Here is an 18,275-nt window from a genome sequence, read left to right on the forward strand (position 1 = left end):
TGTGGCACATGGTTTTCGCCCTGAATTGCTCAACTCCACCGCTTTGCCCTCACCGTGTCTCTGCTTGATTGTCCAGGATTTTCTGGTAGTTAGGGCCTCTAGGTCAATGCCGTCCGAATGCCTTGATGCAACGACTCCTTAAGTTTTCATGCCACCAATGCGGCGCCAAACTGGCTGTCCCGCTCCAGATGGCAGGCTTGAGTGACAACTGTCCCAAATGCGGGGCGGTGGTGACCTCGCCGTCCCTCCCGGTGCAGGCACCCCCTGGCCAGGCCCAGGCCGTGCCATCCCCTGCGAGCCCCCCTGCCGCTGCCGCAGAATGGAGCGCTGAACAGCTGGCCGATGCCCTGCGGCCCAAGGCAGCGAAGACGCCCAAGGCTCCGGCCGTCGGGGTTGAGAAAGCCCCCGAACGACCGCTGCCTGCCCCTGCCTTGCCGGATCCGGTGCCTTCAGCAGCGTTGGAAGTGCCCCACGTTGGGCCGCCCCCGGTGGCTGCCGAGAATGGGGCTGCACCAGAGATTGTCCAGGCCACCCCGGCAGCCACACTCGCCACCGTTGCGGCTGAGCTCGCTCCCGTGAGCGCTCCTCAGGGGGCTCCTGCGACCATATCTGCTTCAGCACCTGAAGTTCCGGCTCCGCACCAGGAGTCTGCCACCGCCGCGTCACCAGAGATCGGGTCTCAGGTCCCCGTAGAAGCGCCTCCCGCCAAGCAGGACCCCGACCTTTTTGGTGCGGGTTTCACATTCCCTCCCGCTCCGCAAATCAAGGGCCTCAATCCTGAGCCGTCTCCGCCGATCCCGGCTGAGTCGGACCTGAAACCTGCTGCCCCGGCCACCGCCTCCCGACCCGCCACGGCGAGGTCACAAGAAGGGCGGATGCGCTCCAAGTTGCAGTCCATTTCCGGGGCGGCCGACGAACCCGCAGCGGGTGAGCCGGAGAGCAAACGCAAACCCGCGGCAGCGGTCGCCTCTAAAAAAGGGACAAAACCTTCTGCTTCAGTCGCCGCCGCACCTCCCCCAGCTGAGGTCGTGATGGCCCCGGTAGCGAGTGCGCTGGTGCCGGAAACACTCCCAGACGAAGAGACCGCAGAAGCGGCTGCCCAGCCGGGCATGGGAGAAATACTTGCAACGGGGGCTTCCCTCGGAGGGCCGGTGAACCTGCCGGGTCAAGAAACGCGCCCCTGGCTGCATGTTCCGTTGGTGATGGTCGGTAGCTCGCCCCGTCGCGAACGTCGGCTGCGGCTAAATCGGATCGCGATGATCGGGGTGGTCAGTTTCCTCCTCGTGGATCTGCTTCTTCTGCTCTGGTTCTGCCGGAAACCCATCGCCTCCTGGTTAAGCGGCCCTGCCCAAGCGACTGTCTCGCCGCAGCCCGACTCCCGGTCCGAGGCCAGAACGGGGCTCGGGGGGACCAATGCCGCACCGTCTTCGAGCCCTGCGGCGGTGGTGGAGTCGCCTTCTGTCCCGCCGGATCTGGCACCCTCAACGCACAATCCGGCTACGGCGGTGCCAGAGGCCGCCGCCAAGCCTGTAGCGGAAGAGGCTCCGGTGCCAATGGCAATTCCCGTGACCGACTTCCCAGGTGAGCCTAATCAGGCGAGTGCCACGGTCCCACCGCTGGTGCCCACCGCCGCCCCAGTCCCTGCCCCCGCGCCGGATGCGATGCCCGCCCCAGCTCCACCTTCCGTGGCCGCTTTGGCGGCGATGCCAGGTGACCTCCCGGCTCCCGGATCGGAGACTGCGGCAGCCTCATTGCCCGCGCCAGCTTCCACCCCGGAGGCGCCCACCACCATGACACTGGCCAACAGCCCGCCGCCCATTTCGCCTCCGCAGCCAGGCGAGCTGCCCACGGCTGCTGGCGCGATGCCGGAACCGTCCCTGGCTCCCGGGGAGGTGCCCTATGGCGGCCTGCCGCCCCCTCCGCCTGACATGGCCCTGCCCAACGGGCCCATCCCCGATATGTCGGGTCCCGCCGTGACTCTGGTTACCACCCCCGTCGCCAGCGTGAGGGTGAGCAAGCTGCCCAAGGAGGCTCAAACGGCGGTCGATGTGCTTAAAAAATTCCTGGAGGCCCCTACTTGGCGCGACCGTCTGACCCTGGTCCAGAAGGCTGATACACTCCGCGCCGCGCTCGATAAGAATCCGGAGCAGTTCGCAGACGGGCCCATCCGGGTGGGGCAGATCGACTTCGTGGATCGTTATGTGAACAAGAATGGGGTGCCGCCCTATTGTATGTTTGAACTGAGCGGCGGCTCTTTGGAGCACCCGGTGCTCACCCTCGTGGAACAATCCACCAAGACCGGCATACGGGTGGACTGGGAGGCCTTTATGGACTTCAAGGAGGACTTGATGCTCAAGTTCCTGGAGACCAAGGGGGCACCCAACGCAAAGTTCCGCGTGATGCTCCGCAGGAAACACTACTTCGACAAAGACGTGCCCGAGGTGACTTCCAAGGATGCCTTTGAGGTGAAACAGCCCCACGGCCATTTTCAGGGACACATCTTTGTGCCAAAGAAGTCAGCTCTCGCCCAGCAGCTGGCCAATCAGCTTGGCTGGGGCATGGACATGCCCGTCATTGCCGAGCTCGGCTGGAAGACCGATGGCAAGAACCACTGGGTGGAAATGACCGCCATCACCAGCTACGGCTGGCGCGGACCGTAGCCAATGCGGACTGGGGGAAGGCGGGAATCGGCTGCTCCGTACTCAGGTCTTATCCCTTGCCCCTCTCCCCCTACTGCGTACTGCTCTGGAACCACTCGCGTTCGCCGCGGAGGATGGAGATGACTTCTCCTGCCAGATAAAGGGAGCCGGTGACCAGCACACGTTCCGCGTTGTGGCGGGCTTTGGCGAGGGCGTCCTCGATGGTTTCGTGAACGCTGCAATTCACGGCACTGGCATAGAGGTCGGCCAGTTCCTTGCGCAGATCTTCCGGGGCCATGGCCCGGGGGCTGTCGAAGCGGGTGAAGTGCCAGTGGGAGGCAATGGGCTGGAGGGAGCGCATGACGGCCTTGGCGTCTTTGTTTGACACCGCGCCGAAGACGACGCTGGCTTTCTCGCCGGGAAAGGCCTGGTGCCAGGTGCGCACGAGGGTTTCAGCCGCGTCAGGGTTGTGAGCTCCGTCGATGATCAGACGGTCCTGCTCTTCGCGTTGGAAGCGGGCGGGCCATTCCACCGTCTTCAGGCCCACGCGCAGCACGGGCTCGCTGGCGCGGAAGCCGGCGGCTTTGAATGCGGCCACGGCCAGGGTGGCATTCCAGAGTTGATGCTGGCCAAAAAGACCGAGCTGATAACCCCGCAGCGGGGTGGTCACGATGGAGAGAGGCGCTCCGCGCTCGCGTGCGGTGTCGGAGAGCACCTGCATCACTTCAGGGGCTTGCTTGAGCGTGATGACAGGCACCCCCGGCTTGATGATGCCGGCTTTCTCCGTGGCGATCTCCCGCAGGGTCGCGCCCAGATGTTGCTGGTGGTCCAGGCTGATGCTCGTGATCACACAGGCGGCAGGGAGGACGGTATTGGTGGCGTCCAGGCGCCCTCCCATGCCGGTCTCCAGCACCACCCACTCCAGCTCCTGCTTGCGGAACCAGTCCAAGGCCAGGGCGAAGGTGAGTTCGAAAAAGGTGGGATGAGGGTCCCAGCCCTCCACTCGCTTCCTGAGGGCGTCCACCTCCTTGACGATCTCCTGGGAGGTGATGGTGCGCTCGGCATCCCGGATCCGCTCGCGAAAGTGGATGAGGTGGGGAGACGTGAAGAGCCCGGCATTGACCTCGGCTGCCTTCAGGAGGCTGTGCAGAAACGCACAGACACTCCCCTTGCCGTTGGTGCCCGCCACGTGGAGAAACTTCTGCCCGCCCATGGGCAGCTTCATGTCGTCCAGAAGCTTGCGCGTGTTTTCCAGCCCCAGCTTGATCCCAAACAGCTGGGTGCCGTAGAGCCAGTCGAGGGCCAGTCGTTCCTGTTGGGCTTGTTGCAGCACAGTCGAATCCTAGCAGCTAAGGGGCAGGAGTCATCCCGGAATTGGGTGCTTATGGTAATTTAACGCTGGTTTGACCATGGCCTATCGCGATCCGAAGGGAGTTTGTTCGAGATACCTCTGAGATCGGGCTTGCGCTGACCGGCGTGTTTGGCGCAGACTTTTTCACATTAGAGGCCGGTTGTTCACACTTCCTGTGCATCTGAGCCCTGCCGCCAACCTTCAGGCACCCCCCCTTTGCCAATGAATGGAGCTAAAAAGTTTTTCCTGTTGCTCGTGGTCCCGGCTCTTTCCGGGCTGTCTGGGCTGATGGCACGTGAGCCAGCGAACCAGAAGGAGGTGGCGGCGGCTATCGAGGCGTTTCGGAGAATGGATGAGTGGGACATCCAGACCTTTCGGATTCCGGTCGGTTACTCGCTCTCTTTGGATGAGGCGGTTCCTGCCTCCGCGACTGCGAGGAGCAAAGTGGCTTTGGAAGAACAAGTGGGTCTCGAAAAACCTGGGCGCGGCAGACTCCAAGCCAGCGCAGTCCATCTTTACTTCGACCACTGTTGCAAGCGGCATTCCCCGACTGCTGCTCTTGCGCAAGGTTTCAGACGACCCCACGCCTGAAAGGGACATCATACAGGCAGTGTTTGTTCGGGTGATCCGGTATGATGTGTATCCTTGAAATTGACAGGTTGCTGGAAGTTCGCCAACGTTGGGCTTGTGGTCGCATCCTCTTCGAGGAAAAAGGAAGCACGAGTGTCTGAGGGCGACGTGAGGAGGGCAGGCGGGCGGAGATGAGGGGAAGTGGGAGGTGGATCCGGCAGTCGAAAGCGGCGTCGAGCCGCACGCACTCCAAGACGCTTCGCGACATTTGCTCGTGCTGGAGCGAGGGTCGCTCAATCAAGGCATGGCTGATTGACGCGCCAGCGTCTTGGAGTGCTGGTGGCTTGACACCGCTTTTGGCGGCTCTTGTGATTTCCTGCAATCCAAGGAAGTCGGCAGGGGTGATGACGACCTCTTCCATTCAACCTGCCCAACGCACGCAGCCTCACCGCGAGGGTCGCGCCCGGTTCCCATGCGCAATTTCCAGCCCGGTGTCCTGACCTCAATGCGGGGCCAGCCACGTGAAGGGCGGCCAGGGGAGGTTGCGCACCACGCCGAAGCCGAGGATGATCACTACAGTGGCGATGGCCATGAACCGGGAGGGGCCTTTGAGGGGCGGGGGAGTGGGGTGGTTCAGCATCCAGCGCCCGAGGCCGCGGAGGAAGAGGAAGCCGAGAACGGGCAGGCCCACCATGGCAAGGATGTTCTTGCGTGCTGCTTCCTCGAACCGCAGGTGGAGCAGGGCATGCAGGCAACGGGTGGCACCGCAGCCGGAGCAATGCCAGCCGGTCAGGCGGTGGAACATGCACTGCGGATAGAGCCCGTTGTCCTCCGGGGGATGTTGATAAAGCACGAATGCACCCATGAGCATGGCCATCAGCAGTGCGCTGCCAAGGGCGATCCGGGACGCCGTGCTCGGGCTTCTTTTCATGGGCAAGGCAGGATACAGAGCCCTTAGATCCGGAACCAGTCGGGACGATAGAAGGAGTACCAGATGACAAACGCGTAGTTGATCACGGAGAGCACCACGCACATCCAGCACCAGAAGCGGGCTTTCTGGGAAGATCGCCTGGCTCCGGTGACGTCGCCGACAACCATCTTCTTGTCCACCTGGGCAGCATACACCACGGCCGGAATGCCAAAGAGGGGGCAGCAGAACAAGAGAAGCACGATGGACTGCCAGAGGTAGGTGGGCACCTCCTCAAAGGTGGGCGGCGGGTAGCCATGCGAGGCCTGGGCTCCGGGTGGTGAGATGCCCAGAGGCGGCGGCGGGACGCTGGCAGAGCCAAAGAGCCCGGGCAAGGAGCCGGCCTGGACCCACTGGGGCATGCCTTCTTTCCAAACGAGGTCATCGACGTGCAGCTGGTCCTTGCCCACCATGGCGCGCAACTCCTCCAGGGTGAAGGGGCCCGACTGCCTGCCATCTTTGCCGACGTAGTACATGCCCCCTAGTCAGCCGCGAGGTCCCCGGTTGTCCAGTTGAAAACTCACCGCTTTACATTGCAGATATTTATTCCAAATAACCGCCAAAACTTCCCCCATGAATTACACCATTCAGCGCCAGAACGAGTCGTACGGCCCTTATCCCCTGGAGGAGGTGCGCCGCCTGTTCACGGCCGGATCGTTGCACCCCACGGACCTGGCCTGGCCGGAGGGATCGCAAACACCCGTCACCGTCGGCAGCCTGCTCCAGTCGGCTCAGGGGGATCACACGGGCGGGGTGATTCCGTACAAGAACCCGCAGGCCCTCACCGCCTACTATCTGGCAGTGGCCTCCTTGATCCCCTGCATCGGCATCCTCACGGGGATCCCAGCGCTTGTCTTGGGGATCAAGGGGCTGAAGCGAGCCAAACGTGAGCCGTGGATTCGCGGGAAAGCCCACGCCTGGATTGGCATCATCGTAGGCGGTGGGCTGGCGCTCGTCTGGTTGATCGGTCTGGGGGCGTTCATTGTCTCCATCGTGCTGGCGAAGCCGGCAGGCATGTAACGGGTATCAAGCGGACAGATTGCGCCGCCGGCGCAGGCCCCACGCCCCCAGTGCCAGGATGAGCAGCATGGCGCGGCCAGGCTCGGGCACGGCAGCGACCTGCACGTAGAAGCCGCTCGCATCCGAGTAGCTGGTCCACTTCTTGTCCGGAGCAAGCGTGGGCATGCTGGAGAGCAGCGGGCTGCCATCGAGTTTGGTGGGATTGGTCACGCCGGAGAGATCGATCAGCATCCAGGTGTCGCCAATGTTCCAGGTGAGCGGGTCCATGCCCAGCGCGGCCACCTCCAGACTGCTGCCGGTGAGATCCACGGTGACGGAGGAGAAGAGTTTGAGCGCGTCGTTCTCACCCAGGGGATTGGAAACGCCACTGCCGTCGTTGCCGAACAGGTCAAACTGAAGGGTGCCAGCGAGGTTGATGTCCACATTGGTGACGCTGCTGCTGTTTCCGAGAACCAGATCCTGGGCACCGCCTGAGTTCACGCCGTGCGTCCCGCCCACCATGAGGAAGGTGCCCGCGCCGAGAGTGATGTTCTGAGAGGCTCCTCCGGTGATGCTGCCGGTGCCACCGAGCGTCGCGCCACTGCCGGAAACGGTGTTGACACTGCCCGTGCCTGTGGCGGAACCGGCGGTGTTGTTGGCCAGGAAGGTGCCCTTGCTGACGGTCGTGCCGCCGGTGTGGGTGTTGTTGCCCGTGACCGTGAAGGTGCCGGTGCCCTCTTTGTTCACGGATCCGCCGGTGCCGCTGAAGACGCCGCTGTAGGTGGTGGACTCGTTGTTTCCTCCGACGCTGAGGGCGACCCCGGTGCTGGCCGTGTTGACGAGGGAGAGGTTCTGGCTGCCTTTCAGACCGCCGATCTGGGCGGCCGTGGTGAATTTGCCGAACGTCAGGCTGCCGCCCTGGTTGTCATAGTCCACTGTGCTGCCGCTGAGGGAACCCGTAAGGGCGCCAAAGGAGACTGTGCCATCGCCATTCGCGTTGGCCGCACGGCTGATATTGACCGTTGTCGCGTTGACGATGGAGGTGATGTAGGTGCCAGCCTGGATGCCCGTGCCCGTAACGATTTGCCCCACTATGAGTTGGGTGGTGTCCAGACCGGAAATCGACGACACGGTGTTGGTGACGGTGGCGCTGTTGTCCACGGAGGCACCGATTGAGTTGAGTTCCAGCACGCCGGACTGGATGACCGTGTTGCCGGTATGCGTGCTGTTCCCGCCGAGTTGCAGAGTCGTGTTGCCCTGCTTCACCAGTTTCACCTGACCGGTGATCTGGCCATGGAAGTAGCCGTTGGAAGACTGGTTCACCGTAAGGGTGGCCGCAGTCGTGCTGGTGACGACACCTGGTGTGGCGGTGCTTTGCTCCAGCCGGGATACTGTCTGGTCAAAGCCATTGAGATCCAGGGTGCTGGCGCTGGTGTTGTAAGCCACGCCCAGCTGAAGAACGGCGGCGGAAGGCAGCACGTTGGCTGCCATCATCCGCATTGTGCCACCGCCGGCCACGATGGTCCGGCCCCAGACGTTGCCGGTGACGGACAGCGTGACGAGACCGCTCTGGTCAAAGTAGAAGGTGCCTCCGGTACCCAGATTCACTGCATTGTCGGAGATGTTCACGGTGCTGCCTCCCGGGTTTAGGACCAGTTGGCGAGTGGTGCCGTCGGAGGAGACAATGCCGCCTTTGATATTGAGCACATTGCCAGCCCCGCTGCCGCCGATGCGCACCCCTCCGATCAGCCGTAGCTGCCCCAGCAAGGTGTTCGTGCCTGTACCATTCATCAGGCTGGAGTGGGAGGTGCCATTGGGATCGTCACCGATAAAGGAAATGACTTCCGAAAGGGTCACGCCCCCAGTGACTTGTAGCCGACCGCGGTTCGCGGTGTACACGGTGGTGCCCGCGTTCGGATGGGTGGTGGTGTCCCAGGCACCCAGTGCGTCATTGTGGGAGACCACGACGGTGCCCGACTGGATGTAGGTGGTGCCCGTGTACGTGCTGGCGCCTGAAAGCGTGACCGTGCCCGCGTTTGCGGTGTTGTGGGCGATGGTGACGCTGGAGGCTCCCAAGGCGTTGTCGGCAATGCCGCCGCTGAGGGTGAGATTCCGGGTGGAATCAGGCACGGTCAGGAGCAGTTCTCGTGAAGCACCGACCGTGACTTTCCCAGAGATCGTGAGCGTTCCGGCTCCGGCATTGAGAATGCCATTCACGGTGAAATCTCCGGCGAGGGTGCCGCTGGCTCCTGTGTAACGCAGGGTGTTGAACGAGGCTCCTGAGCCCAGAGTGCCCACGCCGCTCACTTCGTAGTTCGCGGCTCCAGTGGTATCCACTGCGTCGGCTGCGGCCACGGTGGTGCCGGTGTACCCGGCGATCTGGTTGCTGCCATTGCGGAGGGCATAGCGGGTATTTGCCCCTGTCCCATAGGTGATCCAGGGCCCCAGGATGCCGGTGCTGTCGTTGGCGGGAAAGCCGCCTGCCACTGCCACAGTTCCGGCCCCCTGAATGCTCAACGAGGATCCGAGACCGCGGGTGAAGGTGCCGGAGTTGATCGTCAGCAGCCGGCTGGCAGCCACATTCCACACCTGTCCGGTGTAGGCTCTCAATGCCAAGTTCGAAGAAATGGTCAGGTCCTGCGCTGCGGCAGCGCTCAGATCGATGCCGTTTGAGCCCAGTGTGAGTGTGTTCCCCGTGGTGATCGCCACCGCCGAGGCCACACCATCCAGCTTGATGCCCAGCCAGGAGGTGTCAGCGCCCAAGGCATTGGAGGTGGCACTGCCTGCGACCCACGCGGCAATGTCGTTCCCTCCCGGAATTCCCCCGCTCCAACTGGCCGAGTCATTGAGGGCGTTGGACGAGCTCGTCTTGTTGCGGGTTGCTGCCCAAGTGGAACCGAGACTGGTGGCGAGCAGCACCACGAAAAGACCCGAACGGCATAACGTCCTGGCAAAGCGTCGGTTGTGGGGTGGGATGGAGGAAACGACGTGGGAAGGCGCGGCTGCGCCGGGTGAGGAGGGAGCCATGCGAGCGTGAGCGGATTATTTGCGAGCTCCAGTTTACGGAGCCCCACCTCCCTTTCTCGCGATGGAATGCAATTATTTGCAAGAACCCGACGCAAAAGTGCGGGGGCGCTTCTCGAACTCGTTCTGCCTCAAGCGGCCGCTTGGGCAGCCCGTTTGCGGTCCAGGTACATCTTCACAGCCGTCTTCATGCGGCCCAGCACGTAATACACCGTCTGGCTGCGCAGGCGCACCAGTTCGGCACCCACAATGCGGGGCACGAAGTCCGCCGGCACGGCCATGATTTCCTCGGGCCGGGCTCCGTTGAGGCCCCGGCAGAGGATGGAGGTCATGGCCTTGGTGAGGGTCTGAACCAAGGGCCCCAGGGTGATGGCGAAGTGCACCTTGTTGTCCTCATCCACCTTCAAGTACACCCCTACCGTGTCGGTACACTCCTCGTCCTTGCGGACGTCTTCGAGATCAAAAGTCTCGCCCTCCTTGGGCTCCTGGCGCTTGGCACCGTCCGACATCACAATGAGGTTCTCCCGCCGCTCCTGTTCAGGGAGGTGCTCGAAGAGTTCAATGATGTCTTGAAGGGCGGGGGGATAGGACATGGAATGCAGTGAAAAGTGAGAAGTAAAAAGTGAAAAGGGTCAGACGCCAGGAGTTGGGCGTTACGAGTTGCGCCTAGCCCCACGCATGGCGGCTAACACATAACTCTTAGCCTCAACTTCCCTTCTCAATCGGACTGCGCACCATGTTGCCCCACTCGGTCCAGGAGCCGTCGTAGTTGCGGACCTTGTCGTAGCCCAGGAGGTACTTGAGCACGAACCAGGTGTGGCTGCTGCGCTCGCCAATCCGGCAGTAGGCGACGATGTCGTCGTCCTTTTTGAGGCCCAGGTTCTGGGTGTAGATCTGGTCGAGCTCCTCAGCTGTTTTGAAGGTGCCGTCCAGATTGGCAGCGGTGGCCCAGGGGCAGCTCTTGGCTCCGGGGATGTGGCCGCCACGCAGCACCCCTTCCTGGGGATACTCCGGCATGTGGGTGGTCTCGCCGCTGAACTCCTTGGGGGAGCGCACGTCCACAAGCGGCTTCTTGGCCAGCATGTGCTGCCAGGTCTGGTGGTAGAAGGCGCGGTTCGTGGTGTCATCGCGCTCCAGGGGAGTGGGATAGTCGGTCGCAGGGTAGTTTGGCACCACGCGGGTCAGCGGCTTTTCCTCCGCTGTCCACTTGGCGCGGCCGCCATCCAGGATTTTGACGTTCTGGTGGCCGAAGAGCTGGAACACCCACAGCGCGTAGCAGGCCCACCAGTTGGACTTGTCACCGTAGAACACCACGATGGTTTCCGGGGTGATGCCGTTCTTCCGGCACACTTGGGCAAAGGCGTCCGGACCGACGTAGTCGCGGGTGATTTCATCGTTCAGGTCCCGACGCCAGTCGATGTGCACCGCTCCGGGGATGTGGCCGGTGTCATAGAGCAGCAGGTCCTCGTTGCTTTCGACAATCCGGATGCCCGGCGTGTCGAGATTGGCGGCCAGCCAGTCGGTATCGACGAGGGCATCAGGATGGGCGTAGGCAGAAAACTTGGAAGTCATGACGGGAAAATCGAGGGGCGTGAGCAAAAGGGTACGCCCGCAACATGCGTTTCAGCGGGCAAAAGGCAACCTTCAGGGGCGGGCGCTGCTGAGAAACGTCCCCAGCGCCTCCGGCAGTGGAGCCACCCATTCCTGCCTGCCCTGGCCGTCATCCAATATGAGCCGATGAGAGTGCAGTGCCTGGCGGGGAAGCAGCAACTGGGCCTCCAGCCTCGGAGTCCACCCGGTCTCGATGAACTCCAGGTAGCAATCCTCGGAAGGGCCGTAGATCTTGTCTCCCACCACATAGTGCCCCAGATGGGCCAGGTGCACCCGGAGCTGGTGCATGCGGCCGGTGTGCGGGGCGCACTCCACCAGGGAAAAGCGGCCCCGGTGGGTCTCATGCCGTTCCCGCACCTGGAAGTGGCTTTCACACGGGACCCCCCGCTCATCCACCCGCTGCTTCACCCAGATGCGGGAGTCCATGACGTCCCCCTGTCGCAGGATGGGGGCGGTGACCGTCGTTTCCTCCCACTCCGGCCAGCCCGCCACCACGGCGAGGTAGGTCTTGTCCATCTGCCGGCGCATCATGGCTTTGCCGAGTCGCCGCGCTGCTGGTCCGGTCTTGGCCACCAGCACCACGCCGCTCGTCTCCCGATCCAGCCGGTTGATGATGGAGACCTGTCCGCCATTGGCCAGCTCATAGGCCAGCAGCTCGCGAATGCCGTCCCACAGGGTCAGCCCGGCGTCTGAGGGCTTGCTTGGGTGAATCTGGAGTGGCGCAGGCTTGTCCACCACCAGCCAGTCCTCGGTTTCATCGAGGATGGCGAAGTTGTAGTCGGAACTGGCGGACATGGGTAGGGAGGGCATTCTAGCGCCAAGCCGTGTCCTGGAAAGGGAGATCCATGGAGGAAGGTTGCTCTGGCGGGAGGTGCACCCGTTGAGCCCGCCGTATCGGAAGCCAGAGTGACGTTCGGGCAGGCTGAAAAGCTTGGTCGGAATGGATGTGGAAGAACCGTCCCGGTTGTTGTCCTCGCCGCAAAGAGTGCCCCCGAGAACCGGGACGTCGCTTTTTTTCCCTGAAGCATCCCTTGCCATACCCCTTCAGCTGCCACAGGCCGCAGCCGTTCCAGCCGCTACAGTGAGCGCCTGCCAAGAAACCTGGGGGATGACTTGGAGGTGTTGATGGCGATGGGGAGAAACAGGATGCTGTCGGCCTTCCCACCTGATCATCTCCTGCGGCGGTACCCAAGGTAGCCTCGCTTAGGGCTCGGCAACCTTGGGCTGTGCTACAGATCCCATACTGGGATCAATTTCGGTCTGAGGCAGGCCGAAAACGGGATGGAAGTCGTCAACGCTGGCGAAGTGCCACGGTTCTAGATCATCACCAAAACTGCCGGCACTCCGAGACGCGGTCTTACTTGTTGTCGCGCAGCGCCCGCGCGCTCTTGGAGCGGAGGGTGGCTCCGATCTTCACCCACTTGCTGGCGGCGCAGGCATCTTTAAAGTTCTGCCACTTGTCAGCCGGGCGTTTGCCCTCGTTTCCGGTGAGGGGGCCAAGCTGGCCGAGCAACAGGCCGAGGCGGAGCCACTTGGAGGAGAGGATTTTCTGACGGGCGCGGGCGAGGTGGTCCAATGCCTCCCGATCCTTTTTGCACTGGTCGTGTTCGGCACGGAGGGTCTCGAGCCGGTCATTGAGCACGCCACCGGAGACGAGTGGCGTTTTGCCATCGTAAGAGCCTGCGAGGATCTTGTTGGGGAACTCATCGAGTTCCGGCCCTTCGAGGCTGGCGGCGATGGCCTCCAGTTCCTGCTCGGAGGCCAGGGTGGCCAGGCGGGCGAGGGCGAGTTGGAGCAGCCCTGCGTGGAAGCTGCTGATGTTGTCCCAGGAGGCGCGGGCGAACTGGTAGAAGCGCTTGCGCATCTCTGGCTGCGTCATGAAGGCCTCGGTGTGCTCCTTGTAGAGGTCGAGCTGCATGCGCACCATCTCCTTGATGAGTGGCTCCGGCTTGGTGGCGATGGTGTTGCTGCCGTGAACGCGGTATTCCAAGAGCACCTCCGGCCGCACGGCGATCTGGTTCTCCAGCGCCGCCGTGGCCAGGAAGAAGTAGTCGTGATTGAACCGGTAGGGGCGGAAGGGGTACTGCTGCAGGTAGGTCGCCCGGGCAAAGACGTTGGTGGTGGTGGCCACGAAGTTGGCCTGGCCAAACCACTCTGCCATGGTGATGCCCTCCTGCTTGCCCAGGCTCCAGGCACCGTGGAACCACCGGGCGCGCGGCGCGTCCTCCGGCATGATGGCACCTTCGGCGTCGATCACCCGCAGGCCGGTGCAAAAGACGCACTTCACCGGGTTTTGCGTGGCCAGTTCCAGGCAGAGCTCGATGCGCTGCGGCAGGTACCGGTCGTCAGAGTTCAGGATGCTCACGTACTCGCAGTCCGTCGCGGCGCGGTCCACCAGTTCGTTGATGGTGTTGTGGGCACCGCGGTTTTCCCGGGTCCAGAGCTCGATGCCCTTGCTCTCATAGGACTTGAGCACCTCCACGGAGTTGTCCGTGGAGCCGTCATCGATCACCAGGATACGATCGGGCTTGCGCGTCTGGGCCAGGACGGAATCGATGGCCCCGCCTACGAAGCGACCGTGATTGTAACAGGGGATGACGACAGCAACACGAGCAGGCATGATGAGGGAATGTACATGAGTGCCGCAAAGCCGGGATGCTTCAAGTGAATTAGGAGGAGCGGCCCATCATGGGATCTTATGTCCCCTGGCCGCCTCCCAGAGGGCGTACCAGTCTTCACGCTCCAACTGGATGCGGGAGGACTGGGCGGCGCTCTCGATCCGTTCCACCTTGTTCGTGCCGATCACCGGCAGCGCCTGGGCCGGATGGGCCAGGATCCAGGCGTAGGCGAGCTGCTCCAGCGTGGCCCCGTCATACTTGTCGGCCAGGCGGGCGGCTTCCGCAGCCAGACGACGGGCGGCTTCGTTCGTCGCGTCAAAGAGGCGGCCACCGGCGAGTGGGCTCCACGCCATGGGGCGCACCTGAAGCTTCTGGCACTGGTCGAACACGCCGTCATAGACGGGATCCATGTGCAGGAGGTGGAATTCCACCTGGTTCGTCACCAGCGGCTGCTCCAGACGGCTGTTGAGCAGGTCATACTGGGTGACGCTGTAGTTCGAGACCCCGGCGCTGGCGATTTTTCCCTCGCGGACCAGTTGGTTGAGGCCGGAGGCGGTGTCGTCCGCGCTGGTCAGCCAGTCGGGCCGGTGCACCAGGAAGAGGTCCACCCGATCGGTGCCGAGGAAGCGGAGAGACTTCTCCAGGCTCTTGATCAAGCGGGCACCCGTGGCGTTGTAGAAGGCGGTGCGGCGTTCGGGGTGGTACTTGTTGGGCACGTAGATACCCGCCTTGGTGACGATCTCCAGACGGTCCCGGAGCCCGGGGGAGAGGGCCAGAGCCTTGCCCAGAGCCTCCTCCACCTCGTAGAGGCCGTAGATTTCTGCGGTATCGAGTGTGGTCATGCCCAGGTCCGCGCAGCGATTGAGCCGGCGGTTCAGGTCCTGCAGGCTGGCACCATCGTCCAGCACCCTCCAGGTGCCATAGACGAGGCGGGAGAATTCAGGGCCGTTCGGGGAGAGCTTGAGGCGGGGCAGGGACATGAGGGCAGGGAAGCTGGGAGTGAGATACGGATCAGACCTCCGGCGGAGGAACGCCTATGGCAGCACGGACTTGATCGGGTGTCCAGCCTCCCTCACGAAGAGAGCGCAGGGAACGAGCGTCGTCCCGCTTGGCCAGTCGCCTGCCGGATTCATCGGTGATGAGCCGGTGATGTTTCCAAACAGGGACTGGCAGGCCGAGCAGCGCCTGGAGCACCCGATGCAGATGGGTGGAGGGCAGCAGGTCCTCCCCGCGGGTCACGAGGGTGATGTCTTGGGCAGAGTCGTCCACCACCACGGCCAGATGGTAGCTGGTGGGGGTCTCCTTCCGGGAAAGCACGACGTCTCCCAGCGGGGTGGGATCGGCGATCATCCGGCCGTGGTTCAGGTCCAGCCAGTCCAGATTCCGCCCGGCGAGATCCAGTGCCTTGCCCAAATCCAGCCGCATGGCGTAGTCGCGGCCGGAGGCCATCTGTTCCTCCACCTGATCCGCAGCCAGTCGGCGGCAAGTCCCGGGGTAGGGAGGTCCGTCAGGCCCTTGTGGGGCGATGCCCGCACGAGCAATCTCCTCCTGAATCTCCCGCCGGGTGCAGAAGCAGGGATAGAGCAGCCCCATTGCTTCCAGACGGCGGAGGGCATCACGATAGTCCTCGAAGTGATCGCTTTGCTTTCGAATTGGTGCCTCCCAGGTCAGACCCAGCCAGGCGAGGTCTTCGAAAATGGCCTCTTCATACACGGGGCGCGCTCGTGTGAGGTCCAGATCGTCCAGACGGACCAGGAAGCGCCCTCCAGCCTGCCGGGCTTCCTCATGCGCAAACACTGCGGCATACGCATGTCCCAGATGCAGCCATCCGGTGGGACTGGGGGCGAAGCGGGTGATCACGGGCGGCGGGTACGAGGGGGATCGGGGATGTTTCTTGTCAAGCCGCGGGGAAAACGCAATCTTTTATCTCTCAACGAAATGGTGTGCGCGAGGCACCAATATCGAGAACCTTTTCCATTTCATCCTGCGATGCCCATCTACGAGTTTTACTGCCCGGATAATCACACCGTGTACCAGTTTCTGGCACGCAGTCTGTCCTACCGGGAAAAAACACCCCGTTGCCCGGAAGATCCGTCCTTCCGGATGGAAAAACGCATTTCCCGGTTTGCCTTCCTGCGGGGGGCGAAGGAGGACGCGGGGGATGATCCCTTCGCGGGCATGGATGACGCCAAGATGGAGTCCTTCATGGCGGAGATGGAGCGTGACATGGCGGGGATGGACGAAAGCAATCCCGATCCGCGGCAGCTGGGCCACTTCATGCGGAAAATGACGGACGTCATGGGGGATAAAGCGCCGCCGGAGATGCGGGAGATGATCCGTCGGCTGGAAGCAGGCGAGGATCCGGAGAAACTGGAAGCAGAATTTGGCGGGCCGGAGGGGGAGGGGGCCGATGGAGCGGACTTCTTCACCCAGACCGTGAAGCGCCTGCGCAGCGGCCTGCAAGCTCCCAAGCGGGACCGGAAACTGTACGACATGAGCGACTGGATCCCCTGATACCAAAGCGTCCCGCCACACCTATCCGATTGGCTAGCCTCCCCGTTTCCTGGTTGAGGGATGCCTGCGAATCTGCTCCATGAGAGTCGTTGGCAAGACTATTCGACATTTTTGCAAGACATTGAGACATTTGAGGACGCTGGTGCATGGGAACTGCTCAAGAAACTACACTTCCTCCCAGCATGTCCCCGGGCTCCGTCAAAATGGCACACGGTCATCCGTTCGACCCTACCCATGGGTACAAGCTGGATGATCTGCTGAAGGTGGGTGCCCCGGAAGAGGCTGGAGATTTCGCCGACTTCTGGCTGGCCCGTCGTGCCGAAGCGCTGGCCTGTGATCCGCGAGCCCGGTTGCGGGACACGGGTGAGGTGAATCAGGGCTGGCGGGTGCTGGATCTCTCCTACATCTCCACAGGAGGCACACGCATTCAGGGCTGGGCTCTGGTGCCGGAGTCAGGCCGGGTTGTTCGTGGTCTGGTGGTGGGCCACGGCTACGGAGGCCGGAGCGAGCCGGACTACGAGCTCCCGGTGGATGATGCGGTGATCTTTTTCCCCTGTGCGCGGGGGTTGGGACGGAGCTGGCATCCGTCCATCTCCGATCAGCCGCACTGGCATGTGCTCCATGAGATTGAGAACCGCAGCCGCTATGTGCTGGGCGGTTGTGTGGATGACCTCTGGCTGGCCGTGTCTGCCATGCTGGCCCTCTTTCCCCAGGTGGCGGGCCGCATTGGCTACATGGGCATCAGCTTTGGCGGCGGGGTGGGGACCATGGCCGTCGCTTGGGAGGATCGCGTGCAGCGCGCTCATTACAACGTGCCCACCTTTGGTAATCAGCCGCTGCGCATGAAGCTGGCCACGATTGGCAGTGCGGCCAGTGTGCAGCAGCACGTGAAGCGCCGCCCGGAGACGATGGACGTGCTGCGATACTTCGACGCTTCTGTGGCTGCCCGGCATGTGAAGGTGCCCGTGCATGCGGCGTGCGCTGTGTTCGATCCCGCGGTGGCCCCCGCGGGACAGTTTTCCATCTTCAACGCCCTGCCGGGAGTCAAGCAGCTCTTCGTGTTGGAGGCGGGGCACCACCCGCATCCGGGGCAGGCAGAGGAGGATGCCCGCTTGAGGCGGGAACTTCACATTTTTTTTGCGGCATTGTGACGCAAATCGGGGACGGTGGCGGCACTTTCTGCTGTCAGATTCCTCATGAATCGCGAGTATCACAAGTGGTGGAGCTGGCGGCTGAGCCGCGAGATGGAGCTCCTTGTGATTGGTCATGCCGGTGCCAAGGTGCTGGTCTTCCCCACGCGTGAGGGGCGCTTCTACGAGTACGAGGATCTGCGCATCCCCCTTATGCTACAGGAAAAGATCGCAGCCGGGCAGCTCCAGTTTTTCTGTGTGGATGGGATCTACGGGGAGAGTCTCTACTGCCCGTGGGCCCATCCGGAGGACCGGATCCGGCGGCATGCACAGTACGAGGAATACATCCTGCATGAGGTGTTTCCCTTCATGAACGCCCGCAATCCCGACCCCTGCGTCATTGCTCATGGCTGCAGTTTGGGGGCCTATCAGGCGGCCAACATCGCCTTCCGCCATCCGCACCTTTTCAAAAAGCTCGCCGCCTTCTCCGGCAGGTATGACCTCACGTTGAATGTGGAGCACTTCAGCAATCTGTTTTCCGGCTACTACAGCGACAGCGTGCATGAGCATACCCCCACGCACTTCCTCCCCAAGGTGGAGTGCCCGCGCCAGCTCACCCGGTTGCGGGAGATGGACATCGTGCTGACCATCGGGAAGGAAGACCCCTTCCGGGAGAACAACGAGCTGCTCAGCTCCATCCTCCAGCGCAAGGGCATCTCGCACCAGATCCACTTCTGGGAAGACCGCGCTCACAGCGGCTACTACTGGCGGCGCATGGCGCAGATCTATGTGTGAGGAGACGGGGTGGGGCTCTTTTCACAGATCTTCGGGGGAGGATGTTCCCTATGACCT

At 62.8% G+C, this 18,275-nt stretch carries 15 protein-coding genes; 5 read left to right on the forward strand and 10 right to left on the reverse strand.

The window, feature by feature from the left end; translation table 11 throughout:
• The first annotated feature begins 197 nt into the window (after positions 1-197).
• A complete protein-coding gene (locus VSP_RS00335; RefSeq protein ID WP_198141283.1) occupies positions 198-2,660 on the forward strand; it encodes a hypothetical protein in 2,463 nt (820 codons plus the stop codon).
• Between the two features lie 70 nt (positions 2,661-2,730).
• On the opposite strand, the gene VSP_RS00340 is transcribed toward VSP_RS00335, so the two are convergent.
• The 3 genes from VSP_RS00340 to VSP_RS38685 all read right to left on the reverse strand — a co-directional run bounded on the left by VSP_RS00340 (position 2,731) and on the right by VSP_RS38685 (position 6,003).
• Positions 2,731-3,972: a bifunctional folylpolyglutamate synthase/dihydrofolate synthase gene (locus VSP_RS00340; protein WP_009957960.1), complete on the reverse strand. Its 1,242-nt coding sequence runs from the start codon at positions 3,970-3,972 to the stop codon at positions 2,731-2,733.
• A gap of 1,090 nt (positions 3,973-5,062) precedes the next feature.
• Positions 5,063-5,491 carry a DUF2752 domain-containing protein gene (locus tag VSP_RS00350; protein WP_009957965.1) on the reverse strand — a complete coding sequence of 143 codons (429 nt, stop codon included), beginning with the start codon at positions 5,489-5,491 and terminating at the stop codon, positions 5,063-5,065.
• A gap of 23 nt (positions 5,492-5,514) precedes the next feature.
• Positions 5,515-6,003 carry a CD225/dispanin family protein gene (locus VSP_RS38685; RefSeq protein WP_009957966.1) on the reverse strand — a complete coding sequence of 163 codons (489 nt, stop codon included), beginning with the start codon at positions 6,001-6,003 and terminating at the stop codon, positions 5,515-5,517.
• Positions 6,004-6,100: 97 nt separating this feature from the next.
• On the opposite strand from VSP_RS38685, the gene VSP_RS00360 reads away from it, so the two are divergent.
• On the forward strand, positions 6,101-6,547 hold the full coding sequence (locus VSP_RS00360) for a GYF domain-containing protein (protein ID WP_009957967.1): 447 nt from the start codon (positions 6,101-6,103) through the stop codon (positions 6,545-6,547).
• Positions 6,548-6,553: 6 nt separating this feature from the next.
• On the opposite strand, the gene VSP_RS00365 is transcribed toward VSP_RS00360, so the two are convergent.
• The 7 genes from VSP_RS00365 to gluQRS form a co-directional block, all read right to left on the reverse strand.
• Positions 6,554-9,553 (reverse strand): beta strand repeat-containing protein, encoded by a 3,000-nt coding sequence (locus tag VSP_RS00365; protein ID WP_081452329.1) that lies wholly within the window; start codon positions 9,551-9,553, stop codon positions 6,554-6,556.
• A gap of 128 nt (positions 9,554-9,681) precedes the next feature.
• Positions 9,682-10,143 (reverse strand): SufE family protein, encoded by a 462-nt coding sequence (locus tag VSP_RS00370; protein ID WP_009957971.1) that lies wholly within the window; start codon positions 10,141-10,143, stop codon positions 9,682-9,684.
• Between the two features lie 112 nt (positions 10,144-10,255).
• A complete protein-coding gene (locus VSP_RS00375; RefSeq protein ID WP_009957973.1) occupies positions 10,256-11,122 on the reverse strand; it encodes a sulfurtransferase in 867 nt (288 codons plus the stop codon).
• Between the two features lie 72 nt (positions 11,123-11,194).
• Entirely contained in the window at positions 11,195-11,956 is a 762-nt protein-coding gene (locus VSP_RS00380; protein WP_009957974.1) for an RluA family pseudouridine synthase, read from the reverse strand.
• A 562-nt stretch (positions 11,957-12,518) separates the two neighbouring features.
• Positions 12,519-13,781: a glycosyltransferase family 2 protein gene (locus VSP_RS38690; protein ID WP_009957975.1), complete on the reverse strand. Its 1,263-nt coding sequence runs from the start codon at positions 13,779-13,781 to the stop codon at positions 12,519-12,521.
• Between the two features lie 66 nt (positions 13,782-13,847).
• Entirely contained in the window at positions 13,848-14,759 is a 912-nt protein-coding gene (locus VSP_RS00390) for an aldo/keto reductase (RefSeq protein ID WP_009957977.1), read from the reverse strand.
• Between the two features lie 31 nt (positions 14,760-14,790).
• Positions 14,791-15,639, reverse strand: a complete 849-nt coding sequence (gene gluQRS, locus VSP_RS00395; protein WP_009957978.1) for a tRNA glutamyl-Q(34) synthetase GluQRS — start codon at positions 15,637-15,639, stop codon at positions 14,791-14,793.
• Positions 15,640-15,768: 129 nt separating this feature from the next.
• Here gluQRS and VSP_RS00400 point away from each other — a divergent pair, with 129 nt between their 5' ends.
• The 3 genes from VSP_RS00400 to VSP_RS00410 all read left to right on the forward strand — a co-directional run bounded on the left by VSP_RS00400 (position 15,769) and on the right by VSP_RS00410 (position 18,218).
• The gene (locus VSP_RS00400) at positions 15,769-16,293 is read left to right on the forward strand and encodes an FmdB family zinc ribbon protein (RefSeq protein WP_009957979.1); all 525 of its coding nucleotides are present in this window, start codon (positions 15,769-15,771) and stop codon (positions 16,291-16,293) included.
• A gap of 182 nt (positions 16,294-16,475) precedes the next feature.
• Positions 16,476-17,444 carry an acetylxylan esterase gene (locus VSP_RS00405; RefSeq protein WP_009957981.1) on the forward strand — a complete coding sequence of 323 codons (969 nt, stop codon included), beginning with the start codon at positions 16,476-16,478 and terminating at the stop codon, positions 17,442-17,444.
• Between the two features lie 45 nt (positions 17,445-17,489).
• A complete protein-coding gene (locus VSP_RS00410) occupies positions 17,490-18,218 on the forward strand; it encodes an esterase family protein (protein ID WP_009957983.1) in 729 nt (242 codons plus the stop codon).
• Positions 18,219-18,275 lie beyond the last annotated feature (57 nt).

Source organism: Verrucomicrobium spinosum DSM 4136 = JCM 18804 (assembly GCF_000172155.1).
In the GTDB taxonomy this organism is placed as follows: Bacteria; Verrucomicrobiota; Verrucomicrobiia; order Verrucomicrobiales; family Verrucomicrobiaceae; genus Verrucomicrobium; species Verrucomicrobium spinosum.